Source organism: Promicromonospora sp. NPDC090134 (assembly GCF_044746965.1).
GTDB lineage: Bacteria > Actinomycetota > Actinomycetes > Actinomycetales > Cellulomonadaceae > Promicromonospora.
In genome coordinates this window covers 419084-439969 of the sequence record NZ_JBIVCZ010000001.1, presented here as the reverse complement: position 1 = coordinate 439969, position 20886 = coordinate 419084, and the positions used below count along the sequence as shown (strand labels likewise).

At 71.9% G+C, this 20886-nt stretch carries 17 protein-coding genes; 3 read left to right on the top strand and 14 right to left on the bottom strand.

Annotation, left to right across the window (positions count from 1 at the left end; genetic code table 11):
- Positions 1-17: 17 nt before the first annotated feature.
- From ACIPN7_RS01930 to ACIPN7_RS01905, 6 genes are all read right to left on the bottom strand, one after another.
- The gene (locus ACIPN7_RS01930) at positions 18-1802 is read right to left on the bottom strand and encodes a PQQ-binding-like beta-propeller repeat protein (RefSeq protein ID WP_400537436.1); all 1785 of its coding nucleotides are present in this window, start codon (positions 1800-1802) and stop codon (positions 18-20) included.
- Positions 1799-2992, bottom strand: coding sequence for an ABC transporter permease (locus tag ACIPN7_RS01925; RefSeq protein ID WP_400537434.1), 1194 nt, complete (start codon positions 2990-2992; stop codon positions 1799-1801). Before ACIPN7_RS01925 ends, ACIPN7_RS01930 begins: the two co-directional genes overlap by 4 nt.
- Positions 2989-3888 carry an ABC transporter ATP-binding protein gene (locus ACIPN7_RS01920; RefSeq protein ID WP_400537432.1) on the bottom strand — a complete coding sequence of 300 codons (900 nt, stop codon included), beginning with the start codon at positions 3886-3888 and terminating at the stop codon, positions 2989-2991. Before ACIPN7_RS01920 ends, ACIPN7_RS01925 begins: the two co-directional genes overlap by 4 nt.
- A 700-nt stretch (positions 3889-4588) precedes the next feature.
- A complete protein-coding gene (locus ACIPN7_RS01915; protein WP_400537430.1) occupies positions 4589-5032 on the bottom strand; it encodes a hypothetical protein in 444 nt (147 codons plus the stop codon).
- A gap of 150 nt (positions 5033-5182) precedes the next feature.
- Positions 5183-5857, bottom strand: coding sequence for a response regulator (locus ACIPN7_RS01910; protein ID WP_400537428.1), 675 nt, complete (start codon positions 5855-5857; stop codon positions 5183-5185).
- On the bottom strand, positions 5854-7404 hold the full coding sequence (locus ACIPN7_RS01905) for a sensor histidine kinase (protein WP_400537426.1): 1551 nt from the start codon (positions 7402-7404) through the stop codon (positions 5854-5856). Before ACIPN7_RS01905 ends, ACIPN7_RS01910 begins: the two co-directional genes overlap by 4 nt.
- A 163-nt stretch (positions 7405-7567) precedes the next feature.
- On the opposite strand from ACIPN7_RS01905, the gene ACIPN7_RS01900 reads away from it, so the two are divergent.
- The gene (locus ACIPN7_RS01900) at positions 7568-8383 is read left to right on the top strand and encodes a hydrolase (protein ID WP_400537424.1); all 816 of its coding nucleotides are present in this window, start codon (positions 7568-7570) and stop codon (positions 8381-8383) included.
- Between the two features lie 67 nt (positions 8384-8450).
- On the opposite strand, the gene ACIPN7_RS01895 is transcribed toward ACIPN7_RS01900, so the two are convergent.
- On the bottom strand, positions 8451-8675 hold the full coding sequence (locus tag ACIPN7_RS01895; RefSeq protein WP_400537422.1) for a YbdD/YjiX family protein: 225 nt from the start codon (positions 8673-8675) through the stop codon (positions 8451-8453).
- Positions 8672-10855 (bottom strand): carbon starvation CstA family protein, encoded by a 2184-nt coding sequence (locus ACIPN7_RS01890; RefSeq protein WP_400537420.1) that lies wholly within the window; start codon positions 10853-10855, stop codon positions 8672-8674. The genes ACIPN7_RS01895 and ACIPN7_RS01890 overlap by 4 nt, the downstream gene beginning before the upstream one ends.
- A 224-nt stretch (positions 10856-11079) precedes the next feature.
- Between ACIPN7_RS01890 and ACIPN7_RS01885 the strand changes: the two genes are divergently transcribed.
- Complete coding sequence (locus ACIPN7_RS01885) at positions 11080-11898, top strand: type II CAAX prenyl endopeptidase Rce1 family protein (RefSeq protein ID WP_400537418.1); 819 nt, start codon at positions 11080-11082, stop codon at positions 11896-11898.
- Positions 11899-11917: 19 nt separating this feature from the next.
- On the opposite strand, the gene ACIPN7_RS01880 is transcribed toward ACIPN7_RS01885, so the two are convergent.
- Together ACIPN7_RS01880 and ACIPN7_RS01875 are read right to left on the bottom strand one after the other, a co-directional pair.
- A complete protein-coding gene (locus ACIPN7_RS01880; protein ID WP_400537416.1) occupies positions 11918-12697 on the bottom strand; it encodes a DUF305 domain-containing protein in 780 nt (259 codons plus the stop codon).
- 227 nt (positions 12698-12924) lie between these two features.
- On the bottom strand, positions 12925-14298 hold the full coding sequence (locus ACIPN7_RS01875) for an LVIVD repeat-containing protein (protein ID WP_400537414.1): 1374 nt from the start codon (positions 14296-14298) through the stop codon (positions 12925-12927).
- A gap of 279 nt (positions 14299-14577) precedes the next feature.
- Here ACIPN7_RS01875 and ACIPN7_RS01870 point away from each other — a divergent pair, with 279 nt between their 5' ends.
- Positions 14578-15294, top strand: a complete 717-nt coding sequence (locus ACIPN7_RS01870; RefSeq protein ID WP_400537412.1) for a DUF305 domain-containing protein — start codon at positions 14578-14580, stop codon at positions 15292-15294.
- A gap of 117 nt (positions 15295-15411) precedes the next feature.
- Here ACIPN7_RS01870 and ACIPN7_RS01865 read toward each other — a convergent pair whose 3' ends face one another.
- From ACIPN7_RS01865 to ACIPN7_RS01850, 4 genes are all read right to left on the bottom strand, one after another.
- A complete protein-coding gene (locus tag ACIPN7_RS01865; RefSeq protein ID WP_400537410.1) occupies positions 15412-17526 on the bottom strand; it encodes a hypothetical protein in 2115 nt (704 codons plus the stop codon).
- 287 nt (positions 17527-17813) lie between these two features.
- Entirely contained in the window at positions 17814-19022 is a 1209-nt protein-coding gene (locus ACIPN7_RS01860; RefSeq protein ID WP_400537408.1) for an ROK family transcriptional regulator, read from the bottom strand.
- Between the two features lie 52 nt (positions 19023-19074).
- Positions 19075-19941, bottom strand: a complete 867-nt coding sequence (locus ACIPN7_RS01855) for a carbohydrate ABC transporter permease (RefSeq protein WP_400537406.1) — start codon at positions 19939-19941, stop codon at positions 19075-19077.
- Entirely contained in the window at positions 19938-20870 is a 933-nt protein-coding gene (locus ACIPN7_RS01850) for a carbohydrate ABC transporter permease (RefSeq protein ID WP_400537404.1), read from the bottom strand. The genes ACIPN7_RS01855 and ACIPN7_RS01850 overlap by 4 nt, the downstream gene beginning before the upstream one ends.
- Positions 20871-20886: the final 16 nt, after the last annotated feature.

Here is a 20886-nt window from a genome sequence, read left to right as displayed (position 1 = left end):
CTCGCGCTGCCCCCGAGTCAGCCGAGACCCACCACACCCTGCTGGGTGATCTGCGCGATGTAGCCGTCCACGCTGATCACCTGCGTGTAGGGCGTGTCCTGCCCGACCTCCCAGCGCACCGAGCCGTCGCGGACGTCGATCGCGAGCAGCCGCAGCCCGGAGGACTCGCCCGCGGGGTCCGCGGACGCCGGGAACAGCACGGTGTCACCGTCCGTGTAGGCCCCGAAGATCATCGACTCCACGGTCCAGGCCATGCCGTGCGTGGAGAGGACGTCCGGGTCGACGGTCCAGCGCTCCGCGCCGGTGCCGAGGTCGATCCCGTGCACCTCGCCCTCCTCGTCCATGACCACGGCGGTACCGGACACCCTGGCCAGCACCGCGACGACGGCGAGGTCGGGCACGGTCCAGAGCACCTCCCCGGCGTCCTTCTCGTCGGTGGACACGGCGCTCGTCCGCGAGCCCACACGGGTCAGCAGCAGCCCCGGGTCCCGGCCGTCGGTGGCCCACGGCACGAGGGCCCGGCCGTCGAGGGTCACGGCGCCGCCGTCCGGGAGGTGCACCGCGTCGCGGGGCGCGCCGTCGGCGGCGGGCTCCGTCGCCGGCTGCACCCAGCCGCCGTCGGGCAGGGCCGCGAACGACGCGGTGTCCAGGCCGCCGGCCGGGGCGTCCGCCGGGTCCTCGGGATCGTCGAGCCGCGTGCCGTCGAGCAGGAACGCGGCGGAGACGCCGCAGCCCTGCACCTCCAGGACGCCGTCGAGCAGGGTCCAGCCCAGGGCACCGGCGACGTCCAGCTTCGGCGCGTCGTCGGCGTAGGTCACGCAGCTCTCGGGCAGCGGGGCGCCGAACGCGACGGTCTCGCTCCAGCGCTCCGTCCCGGTGGCGGCGTCCTCCTCGCGGACCACCAGGTCGGGCCCCGTGAATCCCTTCGGGAGGTGGGCGGCGCCCATCTTGTCGACCACGACGGGTCGCGCCTCCGGCACCTTGCCCGTGAGCTCGAAGGTGATCAGCGTGCCGTCGGCGGACGGGGCGACCACGGCGCCCTCGTCGAGCTCGCGGCTCGCCGTCGTGCCGTCCGGCCGGATGACCGTCACCTCCTGCGGGTCGCCACCCGAGCTGACGCAGACCAGGGGGTCGGCCGGTTCGGCGGGCACCGGGCCGCCCACGCCGAGCCGCCCCGTCGGGCCGCAGTCCGGGTACTGCCCGACGTGCACGGTCCAGCGCACCTCGCCCGTGGCCGGGTCGACGCCGCGGACCCGCTCGTCCCCGACGACCGCGAGCAGGCCCGGCATCTCGACCAGGGTCGCCGAGATCGGGTCCTCCAGGTCGACGGACCACTGCTCGGCGGGCTGCTCCGCCAGGCTCCGCACACCGCCCGGGGCGGCCAGCAGCGCCTGGTGACGCAGCCGGGCGTCGACCAGCACACCCGCCGCGACCGCCAGCACGACGACGGCGGCCGTGCCGCCCGCCAGCAGCACCTTGCCCCGGCGGGTCGTCGGCAGCCGCCGCCGGACGGCCGCCCCGCCCCGCCGCGCCGTCCGCCCGACGGCGGTGCGGGCGCCCGCGAGCGCCACCCCGACCCGTCCGGGCTCCCGCAGTGCGGACGCCCCGGCCGGGTCGGCCGCGGTGCCGGACCCGTCGTCGGGGTCGGCACCGTCCGGACGGGCGCCGTCCGGACGGGCGCCGCCCGGGTCGGCGGTCCGGCCGGACGCGCCCGGGACCTCGTCGATCAGGTCGAAGGTGTGCACCTTCTCGGGGTCGGAGCTCCCGGGCGCGGCGGAGTCGGGCTGGGTGCGTTCGGTCACGCCCCGAGGGTAGTGCCCCGGTCCGTGGCCAGGGCCGATCTCCACGTGACCCGGCCGCCGGTCTGCATCAGCGCGCCCCGGTAGGCGCGCTCGCTGAGCAGCACGGCGCCCAGCGTGGTGACCACGAGGACGAGGAGCGACACGACCGGCTCCCACCAGAGCGCGTCGCCGTTGAGCACCCGCACGGGCATCGAGACGATGGACGCGGGCGGGATGTAGGAGAGGACCCGCTCGAGCACGCCGTCGGCCGAGAACGTCACGATGTAGACGCCCATGAGCAGCATCATCAGCGGGGTCGTCGTGTACTGGAGGTCCTCGGTGCGGGACGCGAGCGAGCCGGCCACGGCGTACAGGGCCGCGACGGCGACGAACCCGACGGTGAAGAACACGACGAACCAGATCATCGTGGCCGTCATCGCGGGCAGGACGGCCGAGAGGTCGGTGAACGAGAGCCCGACGAGCCCGACGGCGGCCAGCAGGAGGTTCTGGGCCAGCGCGATCACGGAGCTGCCGATGATCTTGCCCGCCAGGAGCTGCCGCAGCGGTACGGCGGTCGCGATGATCTCGACCAGCCGGGACTGCTTCTCCTCGATGACGCTGCCCGCGATCATCGCGCCCGAGCCGACCGCGCCCGTGAAGAACAGGAACGCGAGCACGAACCCCGCGAGGAACACGACCTGCGGGTCGACGGGGTTGCCGTCGAGGCGCTGGGTCTCGATCTCGCTCCCTGCCGTGAGCGCCTCGATGGTGGTGCCGGCGCCGGTCGCGCGGTCGGTCATGACCTGGTCGCGCACGGTGGCGCCGAGCAGACCGGCGAGGTCGCCGTCGGGCTCGCGCCAGCCGGAGAGGGACCAGCCGTCGGTCGCGGCGGAGCTGAGCCAGGCGTCGGCGGTCTCGTCCTCGAGGGCGGTCTCGGCGGCGGCCGCGTCGTCGACCGGGACGACGTCGAGCTCTATGTTCTGGTCCGACGCCGCCGCCCCGTCGCGGGCCGACCCGACGGCCGTCAGCGCGGCGTCGTCCCCGGCCACGACGGCGACGTCGAACGACTCGGTGCGCCCGTCCATGTAGGCGCTGAAGCCGACCAGCCCGCCGATCATCGCGATGGTGATCGCGAGGCCGATCAGGAACCCCTTGTTGAGCGCCCGCACGACGATCTCGCGGGTCGCCACCAGCATCCAGGCACTTGTCATGAGGTCACCTCGCGGTAGATCTGGGCCAGCGTCGGCCGCACCGGGGAGAACTCCTGGACGGCGCCCCGGTCCAGGGCGGCCGTCAGGAGGCGGGCGGCTGCGGCGTCGTCGTGCACCTCGACCAGGGCGGACGTGCCGTCCACGTCGACCGCGAGCACGCCGGGCACGCCGCGCACGAAGCCGGCGTCGCCCGACAGGACCAGCCGGTGCCGGGTCACGCCCTGGGCGCGCAGGTCGTCGGGGGTGCCGTCCGCGAGGAGCCTGCCCCCGCCCAGGATGACGAGCCGCTCGCACAGCCGCTCCACGAGGTCGAGCTGGTGCGAGCTGAACAGCACGGGGACACCGCGCCGGGTGTGCTCGCGCAGCAGGTCGGCCATCGCGTCGACGGCGGCGGGGTCGAGCCCGCTGAACGGCTCGTCCAGGACGAGCGCCTTGGGCTGCCCCATGACCGCCGCGACGATCTGCACGCGCTGCTGGTTGCCGAGCGACAGCTTCTCCACGTGGTCCTTCGCCCGGCCCGCGAGCCCCAGCCGGTCGAGGTGCTCCAGCACCTCGCGACGGGCGGCGGGGGCGTCGATGCCGCGCAGCCGCGCCAGGTAGACGAGCTGGTCGAGCACGGGCTGCTTGGGGTAGAGGCCGCGCTCCTCGGGCATGTAGCCGAACTCGCGGCGGTCGTACCGGGTGACGGGGGCGCCGTCGAACAGCACCTCGCCGCTCGTGATCGCCAGGACGCCCATGATCATCCGCATGGTGGTGGTCTTGCCGGCACCGTTCCCTCCGACGAACCCGGTGAGCAGGCCCGACGACGCGGTGAAGCTCACGCCGTCCACCGCCCGCCGGGGTGTGTCGCCCGAGGCGAACACGCGGGTCAGCGCCCGCACCTCCAGATCGCTCATGGCCCTCACGCTAGGGCCCGGCACCGCCCGCGGGATCCACCGGAAGTCGGAACCCGCTCCCCCGCGGGACGGGCCGGCCGGTCCGGCCCGCGTGGCGGTCGGCAGAATGTCAGGAACTCGGCATTCCGAGTTGCCGATCTTGTGACATTCTGCCGACCACGCACCCCGGCGCGCAGGCTTTGATCTGGTATTACAGGTTCCGGTTGCCGTCGTCGTTCTGCCACGTATTGTCCCGTCCGGAACGCCGCTCGAAACAAGGGCGGCGCTGAACTGTTCGAAAGCCCGTCCGCGGAGGAATGTGCAAGGCACTCCGCCGGACGAACGGCGGTCCGGCCCCACGGGCCGGAGCGTCGTGGCAGAGGGGCACCGGGCAACATCTGAACCCGCAGGGGGAGCGAAGCGTGCGCAAGCGTTTGTTCGTCACAGGAACGGCCGCGGCCTTGGTGCTGACGGCCGGAATCATGGGTGCCGTCGCCGTGCAGCCGGCAGGCAAGGACCAGAACCGGCTGACGTCGGCGGGGGCGACGTCGGCCGACACCCTCCAGGGGCTGCCGCCCATGATGCTGAAGCGCGAGCCCGTGCCTGGGTCCGGCGAGAACGGGACGGTCGACGTGCACGGCAAGCCCGCGCCGCAGAAGAACCCGTTCACGTACACGCCGCCGCCAGCGCAGGAGGGCACGCCCGGGAACACGGGGAAGACCTACGAGCCGCCGGCGAGCGACCACCCGGTCGCCCCGGGCCCGGACGTCAACCCCGGCGTGGACAACCCCGTGCCGCCGGCCCGGCCGACCACGAAGCCCACGCCGAAGCCGACCGACCCGCCGACGCAGAAGCCGACGCCGCGGCCCACGCCCACGCCCACGCCGACCCCCACTCCGACGCCGACGCCCACCCCGACGCCGACGCCCGAGCCGTCCGACCCGCCGTCGGAGGAGCCCACGCCGGAGCCCTCCGTCGAGCCGACGTCGCGGCCGACCCCGGAGCCGTCGCCCACCCCGACGCCGTCGCCCACTCCGACGCCGACCCCGGAACCCTCGGCCGAACCGACCCCGGAGCCCTCGGCGGAACCGACCCCGGAGCCGTCGACGAGCCCGTCGCCGGAACCCTCGGCGAGCCCTTCCGCGGAATAGGCTGAATAGTCCATTTCCGGCGTTTATGCCGGACGAAAGAAAGCGGGCCTGGACGGTTGAGTCCGCTTTCTTCGTCCACCCAGTCATTCGGCCCGGAACAGGCTGTGTTTCGGGCCCGATGACTGGGTAGAAGCGCACTTCACGTCGTTCGGATCAGGCCCCGTTCAGACCAGGCCCAGGCGGTGGGCCAGGACCACGGCCTGGACGCGGTCGCGCACGTGCAGCTTGGACAGCACGTTCGAGACGTGCGTCTTGACCGTCGCCTCGCCGAGGAACAGCGTCGAGGCGATCTCGGCGTTCGACAGCCCGGTGCCGACCAGCTCCAGCACCTCCCGCTCGCGCGGGGTGAGGAGCGCGAGCCCGGCGGGGGCCGGCTTCGCCGTCTGGCGCGGGGCCCCCACCGTGCCCGACGGCGGCCGCTCCCCCGCCACCATCTGCTCGATCACCCGCCGCGTGATCTGCGGGGCCAGCAGCGCGTGCCCGGCCGCCACCGTCCGCACGGCCTCCACGAGGTGCTCCGCGTCCGAGTTCTTCAGCAGGAACCCGGAGGCGCCGGCCGCGAGGCCGTCGAACACGTACTCGTCGTGGTCGAACGTGGTCAGCACGAGCACCTTGGCGAGGTCCTCCGCGACGATGCGGCGCGTGGCCTCGATGCCGTCCATGACAGGCATCTGCACGTCCATGAGCACGATGTCGGGACGCAGCTCGCGCGTCAGCTCGATCGCCGTCGCGCCGTCGCCGGCCTCGCCGACCACGTCGAGGTCGTCCTCCACCGAGAGGATGAGGGAGAAGCCGGAGCGCACCAGCGCCTGGTCGTCGACCAGCAGCACGCGCGTCATCCGGCGGCCTCGGTCCGGGCAACCGGCCGGGCCGCCGGCTGCGCGGCCGGCCGGGTGTCCGGGGCGGGCAGCGGCAGCCGCACACGCACGCGGTACCCGCCGATCGCCCGCGGCCCGATCTCGACCACACCCCGGTGCGTCGAGACGCGCTCCCGGATCCCGAGCTGGCCCAGCCCCGAGCCGGACGTCCCGTGGCGGGGCCGGCCGTCGTCGAGCACCTCCACCTCCGCGTAGCCGTGCGCGAACCGCTCGTCCGCCAGCGCCTCCGGGCCGCGGACCACGCGGAGCGTGACCGTCGCGGACCGGGCCGTCGAGTGCTTCCGCACGTTCGCCATCGCCTCCTGGGCGGTGCGGTAGAGACTCAGCCCCATCGGATCGGGCACGTCACGGGCCGCACCGGGCGGCTCCTCGACCTGCCGGTACGTCGTGTCCAGACCGTCGTCGTCCGCGGCGGCGAGCGCCGGGAGGTCGGCCAGACCCGGTTCGGGCGCGCGGGAGGCGCCGTCCGGCCCGGCGGACGTGCCGCCGTCGGGCACCGTGCGCAGGGTGCCCACCAGGTTCCGCATCTGCGTGACGCCCTCGCGCGACTCGCGCTCGATCGTGGCCAGGGCCTCGGCGGCCCGCGCGGGATCCCGGTCCAGCACGCGGCGCGCGGCGGCCGCCTGGATGCCGATCACGGACACGTGGTGCGCGACCACGTCGTGCAGCTCGCGCGCGATCCGGATCCGCTCGGTGACCACGGCCTGATCGGTCAGAGCGGTCCCCTGCCGCTCGATCGTGACGGCCTGCTCCGCGAGCAGGTCCCGGCGCCGTGCCGCGTTCCACTGCATCTGGCCGGCCAGCACCGCGCCGCCGAAGAACGCGACGTTCATGATGACCTGGTAGATGGCGTTGGCGAGGTACGGGTCCATCTGGCCGGGCCAGTCGGCCGGCGTCGGGAACTCGTCCAGGATGGTCTCGATGCCCTGCTGCACCGCGAACATCCAGACCACCCACCCGAGCATCACCATGGTGCACGCGCTGACCACGATGAGCATGGCCCGCCGGTCCCGCGCCCACGCCACGGCGGTGAACATCGCCACGAAGTACATGATCTGCATCGGCATGAGCATCGTGGCCGACGGGATGGTCAGCCCGAGCCCGAGCCATGCCGCGTACACGAGCACCAGCGATATCAGGGGATAGCGGCGGCGCCACGCGAGCGGGACGGTGCTGGCGACACCGAGCAGGTAGACGAGCCACATCGGCAGGTCGATGCCCTCGAAGAGGCCCATGCTGAGGCCGAGCTCGATCGAGAGGGCCGCGAACACCGCGAAGCCGGCCCCCAGCAACAGGTCCCGGCGGTAGGCCTTCTGGCCGGCGGGCACCCGCTCCCAGTCGGCGTCGACGCCGAACCAGTCCGCCAGCCGGCTCCCGGCGGCCCGGGCGCGGTCGGACGGCGCGGCGGGCCGCCGGGCGTCGACGTCGGGGCGTCGGGCATCGACGTCGGGGCGCCGCGCGTCGACGTCGGAGCGCCGGGAATCCGGCTGAGGTAGGGCTACGGCCATGCCCCCAGCGTAGGAAACCGGGGGCACGGCCGCTTCCACCTTGAGACGGAGACGTAGGTCCCGGACGAGAATTGCTGGACACGGCCCGCACGGTGACGCAAGGTGGCGAGCACCGGCTGACGCGACGTGGCGGAGCACCGGCCCGACGAAGGGAAGTCCTCGCATGACGTTCTGGATCTGCAGCACCTGCGGTGTGGAGCACGAGTCCCGGCCCGAGATGTGCGCCGTCTGCGCCGACGAACGCCAGTGGGTGCCCGCCGACGGCCAGCGCTGGACCACGCTGGAGGAGCTCGCGGCCGCGGGAGAGAGCATCGCGGTCGAGGAGCTGGAGCCGGACCTGTACGGCCTCGACACGGTGCCCGACGTCGGCATCGGCCCCACCGCGAAGATCGTCCGGACCCCGGCGGGGAACCTCATGTTCGACGTCCCCGGCTACGTGGACGACGCCGCGGTCGACGCCGTGCGCGAGCTCGGCGGGCTGGCGTTCATCGTGGCGAGCCACCCGCACATGTACGGGGTGCAGGTCGAGTGGAGCCGCCGCCTCGGCGGGGTCCCGATCCTGGTCAGCGAGGCCGACGCCGGCTGGCTCGCCCGGCCCGACGACGCCGTCGAGCTGTGGAAGGGCGACCGCGAGATCCTGCCCGGCGTGACGTTGAGCCAGCCGGGCGGGCACTTCCCGGGGTCCGCGGTGGCGCACTGGGCCTCGGGCGCGGCGGGCAAGGGGGTGCTGCTGAGCGGTGACACCATCTTCGCCAACCCCGACCGCACGTCGGTGTCCTTCATGCGCAGCTACCCGAACCGGATCCCGCTGTCGGGCCCGGTCGTGCGGCGCGTGGCGCACCACGTGGCGCGGTTCGAGTTCGACCGGCTCTACAACAACTTCCGGGGCGTCATCCCGGTCGACGCCCGCGACATCGTGCTGCGCTCGGCGGACCGCCACGCGGCCTGGACCAACGGCGACTTCGACCACCTGACGTGACGACCGTGGACGTGTCAGACGTACAGGTCACTCCGGTGACCTGTACGTCTGACACGGAGGCTGCGGGTCAGCAGCAGCGCGCGCCCGGGTTCGCGTCCTGCGCCGCGTACCGGTCCCGCCAGAACTCGCCCACGGTCGGCACCGCGGCGTCCGGGTGGGCGCGGCGCAGGTGCGCCACGTACCGCTGGTAGTCGCTCTCGCCCAGCACGCCGGTCACGTACCAGGTCAGGGCGCGCCAGCCCCGGCGCACGACGGCGAGCGGCCCCGGGGTCCGTGCCACGAGCGCACTCATGCGTGCGTCCCCGTCCTGACCTGGTCCGGGTTGGCCTCGTAGTAGGCGGTCCACTGGGCCGCCACCTCCTTCTCGACGTCGGTCGGGATGAGGCCCGACGGCGCGAAGGTGGTCGACTCGGCGTCCGGCTCCTCCGTGGTGGGCAGGCCGCCCGCACGGATCGCCTTGACGCACACCCACAGCGCCACCAGGGCCACGACCAGCACGAGCACCGCGAACACGATCGACAGGGTGCCCTGCAGGAACGTGTTGCGGATGACGGCGTCCATCGCCGCGGGGTCGGCCGCGGTGCCGAACGACGTCTCGCCCGCGTCCCGCGCCTCGCGGAACGCGTTGTGCTGCGCCCAGTACCCCAGGCTCGGCTCGGGCGAGAAGATCTTCTGGTACGACGCCGTCATCGTCACCGCGAGGTCCCACACCAGCGGGACCGCCGGGATCCACGCCCACCTGAGGTAGCCCTTCTTGACCACGACCACCGTGACCAGGGCGAGCGCCATCGCGGCGAGGAGCTGGTTGGCGATGCCGAACAGCGGGAACAGCGTGTTGATGCCGCCCAGCGGGTCGGTCACGCCCATCAGCAGGATGGCACCCCACAGGCCGCAGACCACGATCGAGCAGATCCACGCGCCCACGCGCCAGGACGGGTCGCGGAACCGCTTGAGCGGGCCGCCGAGGTTGCCGAGCGTGTCGGACAGCATGAAGCGGGCGACGCGCGTGCCGGCGTCGACCGTGGTGAGGATGAACAGCGCCTCGAACATGATCGCGAAGTGGTACCAGAAGGCCGTCATCGCGGAGCCGCCGAGGAACGAGCCCAGGATCTGGGACATGCCGAAGGCGAGGGTCGGCGCGCCACCGGTGCGCGAGACGATCGACTCCTCGCCCACCGAGTCCGCGGCGCCCTGGATGTCGGCCGCCGTGGCGGGCGGGCCGGCGAGGCCGAGCCCGTTCACGTAGTCCGCGGCCGTGCCGGGCTCGCCGCCCGTGAGCGTGACCGGGGCGTTCATCGTGAAGTACAGGTGCTGGTCGATCGAGATGGCCGTGACCAGCGCCATGATGGCCACGAACGACTCGGTGAGCATGCCGCCGTAGCCGATGATCCGCAGCTGGCTCTCCTTCTCGACCAGCTTGGGGCTGGTGCCGGACGAGATCAGCGCGTGGAACCCGGACAGCGCACCGCAGGCGATGGTGATGAACAGGAACGGGAACAACGATCCGGCGAACGCCGGCCCGTTGCCCTCGATCGCGAAGCTCGACACGGCGGGGGCCTGCACCGCGGGCTGCGCGATGATCACGCCGACGGCGAGCAGCACGATGGTGCCGACCTTCATGAACGTGGACAGGTAGTCGCGCGGGGCGAGCAGCAGCCAGACGGGCAGCACGGAGGCGAGGAACCCGTAGCCGACGATGAGCCAGGCGACGGTCACCTTGTCGAGCGTGAACATCTCGGCGCCCCAGGTGGTGTCGGCCACCCAGCCGCCCGCGACGATCGCGAGCACCAGCAGCACCACGCCGATGACCGACACCTCGGACACCCGTCCCGGACGGATGTACCGCAGGTAGACGCCCATGAAGAGGGCGATCGGGATGGTCATGCCCACCGAGAACACGCCCCACGGCGACTCCGCCAGGGCGTTGACCACCACGAGGGCGAGCACGGCCAGGATGATGATCATGATGACGAACACGCCGATCAGGCCGGCGGCGCCGCCGACCGAGCCCATCTCGTCGCGGATCATCTGGCCGAGCGAGCGGCCGCGGCGGCGGGTGGACAGCCACAGGACGAGGTAGTCCTGGACGCAGCCGGCCAGCACGGCGCCGATGATGATCCACAGGGTGCCGGGCAGGTAGCCCATCTGGGCCGCGAGCACGGGACCGACCAGCGGGCCGGCGCCCGCGATGGCCGCGAAGTGGTGGCCGAACAGGACGCGGCGGTCGGTCGGGGCGTAGTCGCGGCCGTTCTCGTGCTCCTCGCCCGGCGTCGCACGATCGTCCCGCGGGCGGACGACCTTGTACTCGATCAGGCGGGCGTAGAAGCGGTAGGCGATGACGTAGGTACCGACGGCGGCGACCACGAAGTACGCGCCGTTGACCGACTCGCCGCGCACGAACGCGACCAGGGCCCACGCGATGGCCGTGACGAGCCCGATCACGGCGAAGATCAGCTTCTTGCTGGTGGTCATGGGTCTGCGGTCGATGACCGCGACCGGGGGAAGGTTCGGATCGTTCCGAACGAGCTCAACGTGCTCGGGTGAGCGCACGACGGCCTCCTTGCCGGGTGGCCGGCCCTGGCGCGGGCCGGATGCTGGGTGAATCCTGACTACGGACAGACTCTAGTTGTCCCGGAGCACCAAGAACCAGGCCCCGAGGTCAGCGGAGTACCCGCCCGGTATGGGAGCCTCGTCCCGTGACCCTTACCCTGCCCACGCCGCTGGTCGGCCCGGCACGCCTCACCGCCGCCTTCCTCGTGTCGGCGTCGGCGATCCTGCTGTTCGCCGTCCACATCCGGCCGGTCGCGTACCTGCCGCTGGTGCTGGGCATCGCGCTCGGCCTGTGGGCCGACCGCGCCCTCGGCCGCGACCTGGCGCTGGTCGGCGTGGGCATGGGGATCATCTCGCTGATCTCGCTCAAGGCTGACCTGTCCGACGCCGGGATGCTGCGCTTCACGCTCGCGCTCGGCGGGTCGGTGCTGGTGCCGTGGGCGCTGTCCCGGTTCGTCTTCAAGCAGGACACCATCCGGTTCCCGGTGGCGACCGGACAGCGCTGGAGCCCCGGACAGTGGATCTACCTCGCTCTCGTGGTGATCATCGGATACTTCCTGCTGCCGTTCTACTTCCTGGGCTCGGGCGCCTACCTGAACTGGCCTGACCTGGAGGGGACGGGGGACATCTGGCGGCTGTTCATCGGCGTGAACGCCGTGGGCATCTGGGACGAGCTGTTCTTCATCTGCGTCGTGTTCGCCCTGTACTGCAAGCACTTCCCGATGTGGCAGGCGAACATCCTGCAGTCGATGATCTTCGTGTCGTTCCTGTGGGAGCTCGGCTACCGCGAGTGGGGGCCGCTGCTGACCGTGCCGTTCGCGCTGGTCCAGGGCTGGATCTTCGCCAAGTTCAAGTCGCTGAGCTACGTGGTGGCGGTGCACCTGCTGTTCGACGCCGTGGTGTTCGCCGTACTGGTGCACGGCCACCACCCGGAGCTGTTCGACATCTTCGTCACGGCGCCCTGACGGGGGCGCCGCGGCGCCCCTAGTTCGTCTGGTCGTTCGTGGAGCCCGGCCCGCCGACGGCGGCAAGCAGGTCACGGACGTCCTCGACCTCGACCCGGATCGCGTCGGCCTCGGACTGGGCCAGCGCCATGGCCTCGGCGTCCGTGCCGCCCTCGATCTCCTTGTCGGCCGGCTGCAGCCCGCCGTAGTGGTGCTCGACCAGTGCGGCGAGCAGCGCGATGTCGAACTCCGAGCCCTGGAGACCGGCCATGGCGTCGATCTGCTCGTCGGTGAGCATGCCGTGGTTCCCGCCCTCGTGGGAGTGCGCCGTCGTGCCCGCCCGGGGCCCGCTGCCGTCGTCCGGTACCTCGGTCGTGAGGCCGCCCTCGGCGAGCGCCAGGGCCTCCCGGCCGGCGGCGGGGACCGGGATGTCCCGGGCCTCCAGCCAGGCGGCGAGCTCGTCGACCCGGCCCGCCGACGCCTCGCCGACCTCGACGGCCAGGGCGAGCACGTCGTCGTCCGTGGAACGTCCCGGCGCGAGGGCCGCGAGCTGCACGGCCTGCGCGTTGTGCTCGATCGCCACGGCGGCGTAGCCGGAGTCGGCCTCCGAGTACCCGGCCGCCTCCTGCTTGGCGGGGACCAGCACGCCGAGCCAGAGCAGCAGCGCCAGCACCACGGCGAGGCCGCCGGCGAGGACGGCGCCCATGATGCGCAGCCGCCGTCCGAGCCCGTAGGCGGACGGCGTCCCGCCGTCGTCCGCGGGCGTCACGCTGCCCGACGGCGGGGTGGTCTCCTCGGTCGTCGAGTCCTGGGGCGTCATGTCCGGGAGGTTCCCACAGAAAGCACCGTCCGCGCCATCACGGAAAACCCTGATGCGGTGTGCTTGGCGCAACGGGTTGACCAGGCACTCCTCTTCGAGACCGGGGTTTCTCCGCTGTGCGGCCGTTCAAAGCGAAGCAACCCCGGCCTCGAAGAAGATGCCGAGGCCCACCGGCAGCGGACTGCCGGTGGGCCTCGGGTGTCAGACGTCGGAGGACGCCGGCCGGGTCAGCGCCCGAACGACTCCTGCATCTGCGGGTTGAGCGACTTCTGCTTGACCCGCTCGGCCTTGCCGTCGATCGAGTCGTCGATGTCGAACGTGTCGAAACCGATGCCGAGGTCGTTCGAGTAGGCGTAGCCGTTGTAGTAGTACGTGGACCACGTGCCGCCGCTGCTGATGCCCTCGCCGCGGTCGAACCAGGCGACCTCACGCGGGTTGTGCGAGTCCGTGAAGTCGTACACCGACACGCCGCCCTGGTACCAGGACTGGACCATCAGGTCCTTGCCCTCGACCGGGATCAGCGAGCCGTTGTGCGCCACGCAGTTCTCGTTGGCCGTGTTGATGCGCGGGATCTTGTAGTACGACGCGAACTCGAGCTCCTTCTTGCCGTGGCGCCCGCGCTCGATGTCGTAGATGCCGTTGGCGCCCAGCTCCGGCGCGTACTCGCCGGTGCAGGTCGCGAGACCGCCGCCGCCGAGCTCGTCGGTGAAGACCACCTTGGTGGCGTCGTTGTTGAACGTGGCGGAGTGCCAGAAGGCGAAGTTCTCCGTGTCCCGCACCTGGCTGATCACCCGGGGACGCTCACGGTCCTTGATGTCCAGCAGGATGCCGTCACCCATGCACGCACCGGCCGCCAGGTCGTACTTGGCGTAGGTGGTGATGTCGTGGCAGCCGCTCGTCGTGGAGGCACGGCGGTCGGGGTCGCCCTCGTAGCCGCCGTCCGGGAACAGGTTCGGCGTGGCGACGAGCGTGGCCGACGTCGGCTTCTTCACCGGGATCTTCACGATCGAGATGAAGTCGTGCGGCGGCTGGCAGTCCGGGAAGGTCGCGTTCGGCGAGTAGGACGACACGTACGCATAGAGGTTGTCGCCGTCCTTGGACGGTGCGAGCGAGTGCGTGTGCGAACCGCACTCGGTCTCGATCGACTTGATGTACTCCGGGGCGAGCGGGTTCGAGATGTCCCAGATCTTGATGCCCTCCCAGGCCGCCTTCTCGGTGGCGGGGAGCGACGTCGAGGCACACGAGTCGTCGCTGCGGGACGAGTCCGTGGACAGCACCAGGATGTCCTTGTAGACCGAGATGTCGTTCTGCGAGCCCGGGCAGTAGACCTGCACGACCTGCTCCGGGTTCTCCTTGTCGGAGAGGTCGTACACGGTGAAGCCGTCGTAGTTGCCGGCGAACGCGTACTTGCCCTGGAACGCGATGTCCGAGCCGGTGCCCTGGAGGGCGCCGTTCTTGGGCTGGTTGCTCAGGTGGGTCATGTTCTCGGACGCGGTCTCGCCCGGGGGTACGTCCGGAGCTGCGACGTCCGCGGCAACGGGTGCCGCGAAGGCCGTGGCCGCGATCATCGCGGCGAGAGCGGCGCCGGCGGCACCTCGCACACGAGGTCGGGTAAAGGTTGGACGACGCACGGGCGTCACACCTCCTAGGTCGGTTGAGGGCAGTGTTGCTCACAGGGACCTCTCAGGACCAGGAGTTTCGGGATCTTTAACATGGTGGTGACAAAGCGTCACCTAGCGGCGCGGAAGCGACATCTGGCCGTGGTGTCGGGCTGACATGCCGTGTTGTAGATTCCGGCGCAGACGTCGTCCGATGGCGTGCGGCCGCCCGGCCCATGACCGAACGATGACGCGGTTCAGTCCGTACGAGAGGATCCGCCCGTGAAGACGCTGACAGGTGCCGGACGACGAGCCCGCGCCCGGACGGCCGTGATCGGCCTGGCCGTGCTCGCGCCGACCCTCGTGCTGTCGGCCTGCGGCCCGGACGAGGAGCCGGAGGCGGTCTCGACGCCGAGCTCGGTGGTCGTGCAGCCGGGCAAGCCGGGGGAGCCCGCGCAGACCATCGCACCCGAGGACTACGAGGGAGCGCCGAACGGGGAGGCGCCCTTCTCGAAGGCGGACGCCGAGTTCCTGACCGACATGATCTGGCACCACGGGCAGGCGATCGAGATGTCGGTGCTCGCGCCGGAGCGCGCCGGGTCGGAGCAGCTCAAGAAGTTCGCAAGCCGGATCGACGTGGTCCAGGGCAGCGAGATCGACCTCATGTCCGGCTGGCTGGAGGAGAACGACTATCCCGTGCCCGTGACCGCGGAGGGCGGGGACGGCTCGGGCCCGCGGGCGCCGGAGCACGGGCACGACGCCGCCATGCCCGGCATGCTGACCGACGCCGAGATGGCGAAGATCGAGGACGCGTCCGGGGCGGAGTTCGACCGGCTGTACCTGGAGGGCATGATCAAGCACCACGAGGGTGCGCTCGCCATGTGCAAGGACGTCGCCGGAGCGGGCAGCGAGGAGCGGGTGCTGGAGCTGGCGAACAACATCGCTGCCGACCAGATGGCGGAGATCGACCGCCTGGACCAGATGCTCGCCGAGCTGTGACAGCCGGCCTCTGACAGCGGGCCCCTGACATGACGATCGCCGGGAACGGAGCGGGTGCTCCGTTCCCGGCGATCGAGGGTGATCGACGGCGGCCCCACCAGGCCGCCGCCGATCACGTCAGGCGCGGCGCCGACCCAGCAGGATCAGGCCCGCGACGGCGGCCAGCACGCCGAGCGCCGCGAGGACGATGACGCCGACGCCGACGGCACCCAGCGGTGAACCGTCCATGCTGGTGCGAAGCTCACCGGTGCCGTCGGACAGCTGCTCGGTCCCGGATGCCACGTCGGACGTGCCGGCCGCAAGCTTGGCGGAACCGTCGGCGAGCTGCTGCGTGCCGTCGGCCAGAGTGACTGCGCCCGCGGCCAGCGTGTGCGTGCCCTCGTCGACCGCACCCGTGCCCTGGACGAGGTCGCGGGCACCCGTCCGGGCCTCCTTGAGCCCGTCGCGCACCTTGACCGACCCGTCGGCCAGCTTCTGCGACTTCTCGACCTTCGGCACGACGCGGTCGCGCACCTCGACGATGCCCACGACCAGGCGGCCGGAACCGTCGTAGAGCTGCCCGGATCCGTCGTGCAGCTGCTGCACGCCAGAGACGAGGGCCGGTGTCTTGCCGGCCAGCGCGATGTTTCCGCCGGCAACCTGGGTCGCACCAGAGAGCAGTGCGGGCAGGCCGCCCTTGAGCTGTCCCGTACCGACAGCCAGCGAGGCGTTCCCGGACGCGAGCGTCTCGGCTCCCGCCGCCAGGACCGGCGTGCTCCGCGCCAGCGTCGCAGAGCCGCCCGCCAGGCTCTTCGCACCCGCGACGAGCTCGGTGCTGCCCGCGTACGCCGAGCCGACACCAGCCACGTACTGCTGGATCCCGGGAGCGAGCTGCCCGAGTCCCGCCTGCAGGTTCGCGCTGCCGACCTTGAGGTCTTCCGAGCCGCCCGCCAGGTTGGCCGCACCGGCCGCGAGGGGCGCGAGGCCGCCTTCGACCTTCTGCGCACCGGCCGACACGAGAGCCGTGCCGCCAGCCAGCTTTTCCGCACCGCCGGCGACCTTGGACGCCCCTGCCGACAGTTCACCGAGAGACGAGGCGAGCCCCGACGCACCGGCCTGGGCCTGCGAGGCGCCGGCGCTGACCTGACCGGCACCGGCAGCCAGGTCACCCGACGACTCTGCGAGAGCCGCGAGCTGCGCCTTGAGCGTGGGGTCGTCGGTGGCGCCGGCGAGCTGAGTCAGCTTGTCCTGAAGAGCCAGGTTGCCGCCCTGCACGTTGTCCGCCCCGGCCACAAGGTCACCGATCTTCGCGGCCAGCGTGCCCGCCCCGGACTGTGCCGCCGAAGCACCACCGGCCACCGTCGCGGTACCGGACTTCAGCTCCTCCGCGCCCACCGCCGCGTCCTGTGCGCCCTTGGCCAGCGCGGGTGCACCGGCGTTGAGCTGCGCGAGGCCGCCGGCGACCTGGTCCGCCCCCGCGTCGAGGGTCACGGCACCGGCTGCCAGCTTGCCGGCACCCGCCTGGAGCGCAGCGGTTCCACCGAGGATCGTGCCGTTGTTGGCCGCGAGCTGCGAGAGCCCGGCGCTGAGTTCCTGGTTGCCGTCGCGGACCTGTGCGGAACCGCCCGCGATCTGCGCCGCGGCGGAGTCGACCTCGCCGACGCCGTCGGCGACGAGGCGCGCCCCAGAGGCCAGCTGGCGCGCACCCGCGTCGAGCGGGGTCACGCCATCGCTGACCGTCGCTACGCCCGCCGCCACGAGCAGGGAACCGCCCGCGAGCTGCTGAGCACCGTCGGACAGTGCCGGAGCCCCGGCGTTCAGCTCACCGAGACCGTCGTTGAGCTCGCCGAGCCCCGCGTTCAGCTTCGTCGAACCATCCGTGAGCAGCAGCGAGGCGTCCGCGAGGTCGGAGACGTCCTCCGCGGTCTCCGCGGTGCCGTCCGCGATCTTCTTGGAACCGTCGTGCAGCTTGATCACGCCTGCGCGCAGCTTCGCGGCGCCTGCGTCGAGCTCCTCGGTTCCGTCCGCGAGCTTCGACGCACCCGGCACCACGTCGTTCTGCACACCGTTGTTGAGCTCGGTGGCCCCGGCGTTCAAGTCGCCGACGCCGGAGACCAGCTCGGACTGGACGCCGTCGTTCAGGGTGCTCGCGCCGTCGTCGAGCTTGACCGCGCCGTCCGCCACGCCGCCCTGGAACAGGAGCATGAAGGCCGTGGCGACGATGGCGCCGATCAACAGCATGGCGACACCCACGGCCGCGAGGATCGTGGGCCCTGGTCCTGATCGTGGTCTCGGTGATGCATGAAGCTGCGTCATCGGTTCGCCTCTCGTTCTGCGGGCTTCGTCGCCCCGCGGAAGTTGTCGGACCGGCGCCCCTGCCCGCCGGGCTCGCCGTCGTTGGCGAGCACGAAGCCCGTAGTGGCGGGCGTCTGCGCAGAAGTTACCTGGGGGCATGGCCCTGCGGAACGCTTTTACTGATCACAACTCAGTAAAGGAGAGAAGATCACCCGCTCGCGCGAATCGGTTCTACTGATCCGAAGTCAGCCGAGCCGGGCGTCCACGGCCTCGGCCGAGAAGCGGTCGTCGATCGCGACCCGGGCCAACCCGACGAGCACTGCGTCGGGCCCGAGCGCGGCGGCCCGGATCCGCAGGCGGGCGGTCGCCCGGGGCTGCGCGCCCGCGTACACGCCCGCGCGGATCCCCGCGATCACGGCGGGCACCGCAAGCTCGCCGGCCACGACCAGGTCGGCCGGGTTGAGCACCCCGACCACGACCGCCAGCACGCGCCCGATGAGCCCGGCGGCCCGTTCGAGCTCGGCCGTCACGAGGGCGTCGCCACGCTCGGCCAGCGCGCGCAGCTCCGCCAGCGAGCCGACGTCGGACCCCGCCTCGCCGAGGCGGCGCAGCAGCGCCGTCCCGCCCGCCTCCGCGGCGAGGCAGCCCCGCCGGCCGCAGCGGCAGACGGCGTCACCACCCACGTCGACGTGCCCGATGTCGCCCGCCCCGCCGTCGGTCCCACGGTAGGTACGTCCGTCGACGACCAGGCCTGCCCCGAGGAATCGGGACACCTTGACCAGCACGAACGGCTCGGGCCTGCGGTCCCGCCCGGCGCCGAGCTCGGTGAACTCGCCGTACGCCATCGCGTCGGCGTCGTTCTCGAGGTGGACGGGCACGTCGAACCGGGCGCGCACGGCCTCGACGACCGGCCATGCGCCCCAGCCCGGCATCACCGGCGGATCGGACAGGCGGTGGTCGTGCGGGTCCACGGGGCCGGGTACCGACAGCGCGACCCCGCCGATGCCGGCGGGCTTGATCCCGGCGCCGGCCAGCAGGTCGTCGAAGCCGTCGAGGAGCTGCGGCAGCACCGCCTCCGGTCCCGCCGCGACGTCCACCGCCAGCGACGCGCGGGCGAGGAGCGCCCCGTGCGGGTCGACGACCGCGAGTACCGCCGTGTCCGAGGAGTGAGCTTGCGAGCCCCGCGAGGACGCGGCATCAGGCAGAGTCTGGCCCAGCTCCAGGGCCGCCACCAGGACCAGCGAGTCGGTCGGGTCGAACACGAACCGCTCCGAACGCCGTCCGCCCGTCGCCCCGGCGTCGCCCGCCGCGCGGACGATCCCCGCCGCCACGAGCGCGTCCATCCGCTGCGCCACGGTGACGCGGGAGAGCCCCGTCGCCTCCAGCACCTGGATCCGCGTCGTCGCCCGTCCGCTCCGGATGAGCTGCAGGATCTCGCCCGCGCCTGCTGCCACGTCGTTCCTCAGTTCTTCTCGGGCCGGTCGGCCCTCGTCGTTCCCGGGCCGATCAGCCCTTGTCGGCCCCCGCGGTCAGTCCCTCGGTGAGGGCACGCTCGGCTACTCCATACAGAATCACGATCGGCACGGTGAGGAGCACGCTGCCCGCCATGAGAACCGTCTTCGAGACCTCCTGGCCGTCGGCGAGGCGGGTGAGACCGAGCGACACGGTCCACAGGTCCTGCTTGGCGGACAGGAACAGGAGCGCGAACAGGAACTCGTTCCACGCGATCATGAACGAGTACAGCGCCGTCGACATGATGGTCGGCATCGCGAGCGGCACGGTGATGCGGGTCATGATCTGGAACCGGGAGGCCCCGTCGATCACCGCGGCCTCGTCGATCGACTCGGGGATGCCCGCGAGGTAGTTGCGCAGCATGTGCACCGAGACGGGCACGGTCAGCGCCACGTACGCGATGACCAGCCCCACCAGCGACGACCCGAGCCCCAGCACCTGGAAGCCCACGAACACCGGCACCGCGATGATGATCGTCGGGAACAGGTACACGGCCAGGAAGAGCCACGAGACCTGCGAGCGCCCGGCGAAGCGCAGCCGCGTCAGCGCGTACGACGCCGGCACCACGAGCGCGACCGTCAGCGCCGACGCCGCGACCGCCACGATCGCGGAGTTGCGCATGAACCGCGCGAACCCGTACCCGCCGTCCTCCTCGGAGGCCAGGACGGCGCGGTAGGTCTCGGTGGTGATCCGGTCGAGCTGCGGCAACACCCGCAGCGGGTCGCGCAGCAGGTCGTCGATGCGCACGAAGCTGAGGCTCAGCATGTAGACGAACGGCAGCACGGTCGCCGCGACCAGGGCCACGATGACGACGACGCGCAGCACCCGCAGCACGCTGCTCTGGACGGACACCGTGCTCATCGCGTCTCCTCCCGCTGCCGGGCCGTGAGCCGCAGGTAGATCGCCAGCGCGATCCCCAGGAACACGGCCATCACGGCGGCGGTCGCGCTGGCGCCGCCGATGTCGCTCGACCCGGTGAGCTGCTCGAACACCCGCACCGAGGCCACCTGCGTGCCTGCGGCGCCGCCGGTGAGCAGGTAGACGTCGTCGAACTCGTTGAAGGCCATGACCATGCGGAACAGCACGAGCAGGGCGACCGTGGGCAGGAGCTGGGGCAGCACCACGAACCAGAACTTCTGCAGCGGTGTGGCGCCGTCGACCACCGCGGCCTCCTCGATCTCCTTGCTGAGGCCCGTCAGGGCCGCACCCAGGAAGAGGAACGCGAACGGGAAGTACCGCCAGATGTCGTAGACGATCACGGTGCCGAGCGCCGTAGGCGCGGCCGAGAGGAAGTTGACCGGGTGCTCCCAGCCGAGCACCCGCGTGCCGAACGCGTTCACCACGCCGTACTGCGGGTTGAGCGCCACCTGCCACACGAAGGTGGTGGCCACGACCGGCGCCACGTACGGGAGCAGCATCACTGCCCGCAGCGGCGCCCGGAACCGGAACCGGTCCCGGAACGCGAGTGCCGCCACGAGGCCCACGCCGATGGAGCCCACCGTGGTCGCCACCGAGTACTGGACGGTGGTCACGAGCGCCTGCCAGAACGCCGGCGACGTGAGCACGTCGGCGTAGTTGTCGAGAGTGAGCTCGTTGAACAGGCCGTTGCGGGCCACGTCCACGTAGCGCGCGTCCTGGAACGACAGCACCACCGTCCACACGATGGGGACCACGATGATCGCAGCCGTCACCAGCACCACCGGCGCGACGAGCGTGATCCCGTCGCGGCTCTCGCGGCCACGCAGCTTCGACGTCGTGCGCCTCGCGCTCCGCACCCGGCCCCTGTCCATGGTCTCTGCCCCGGCC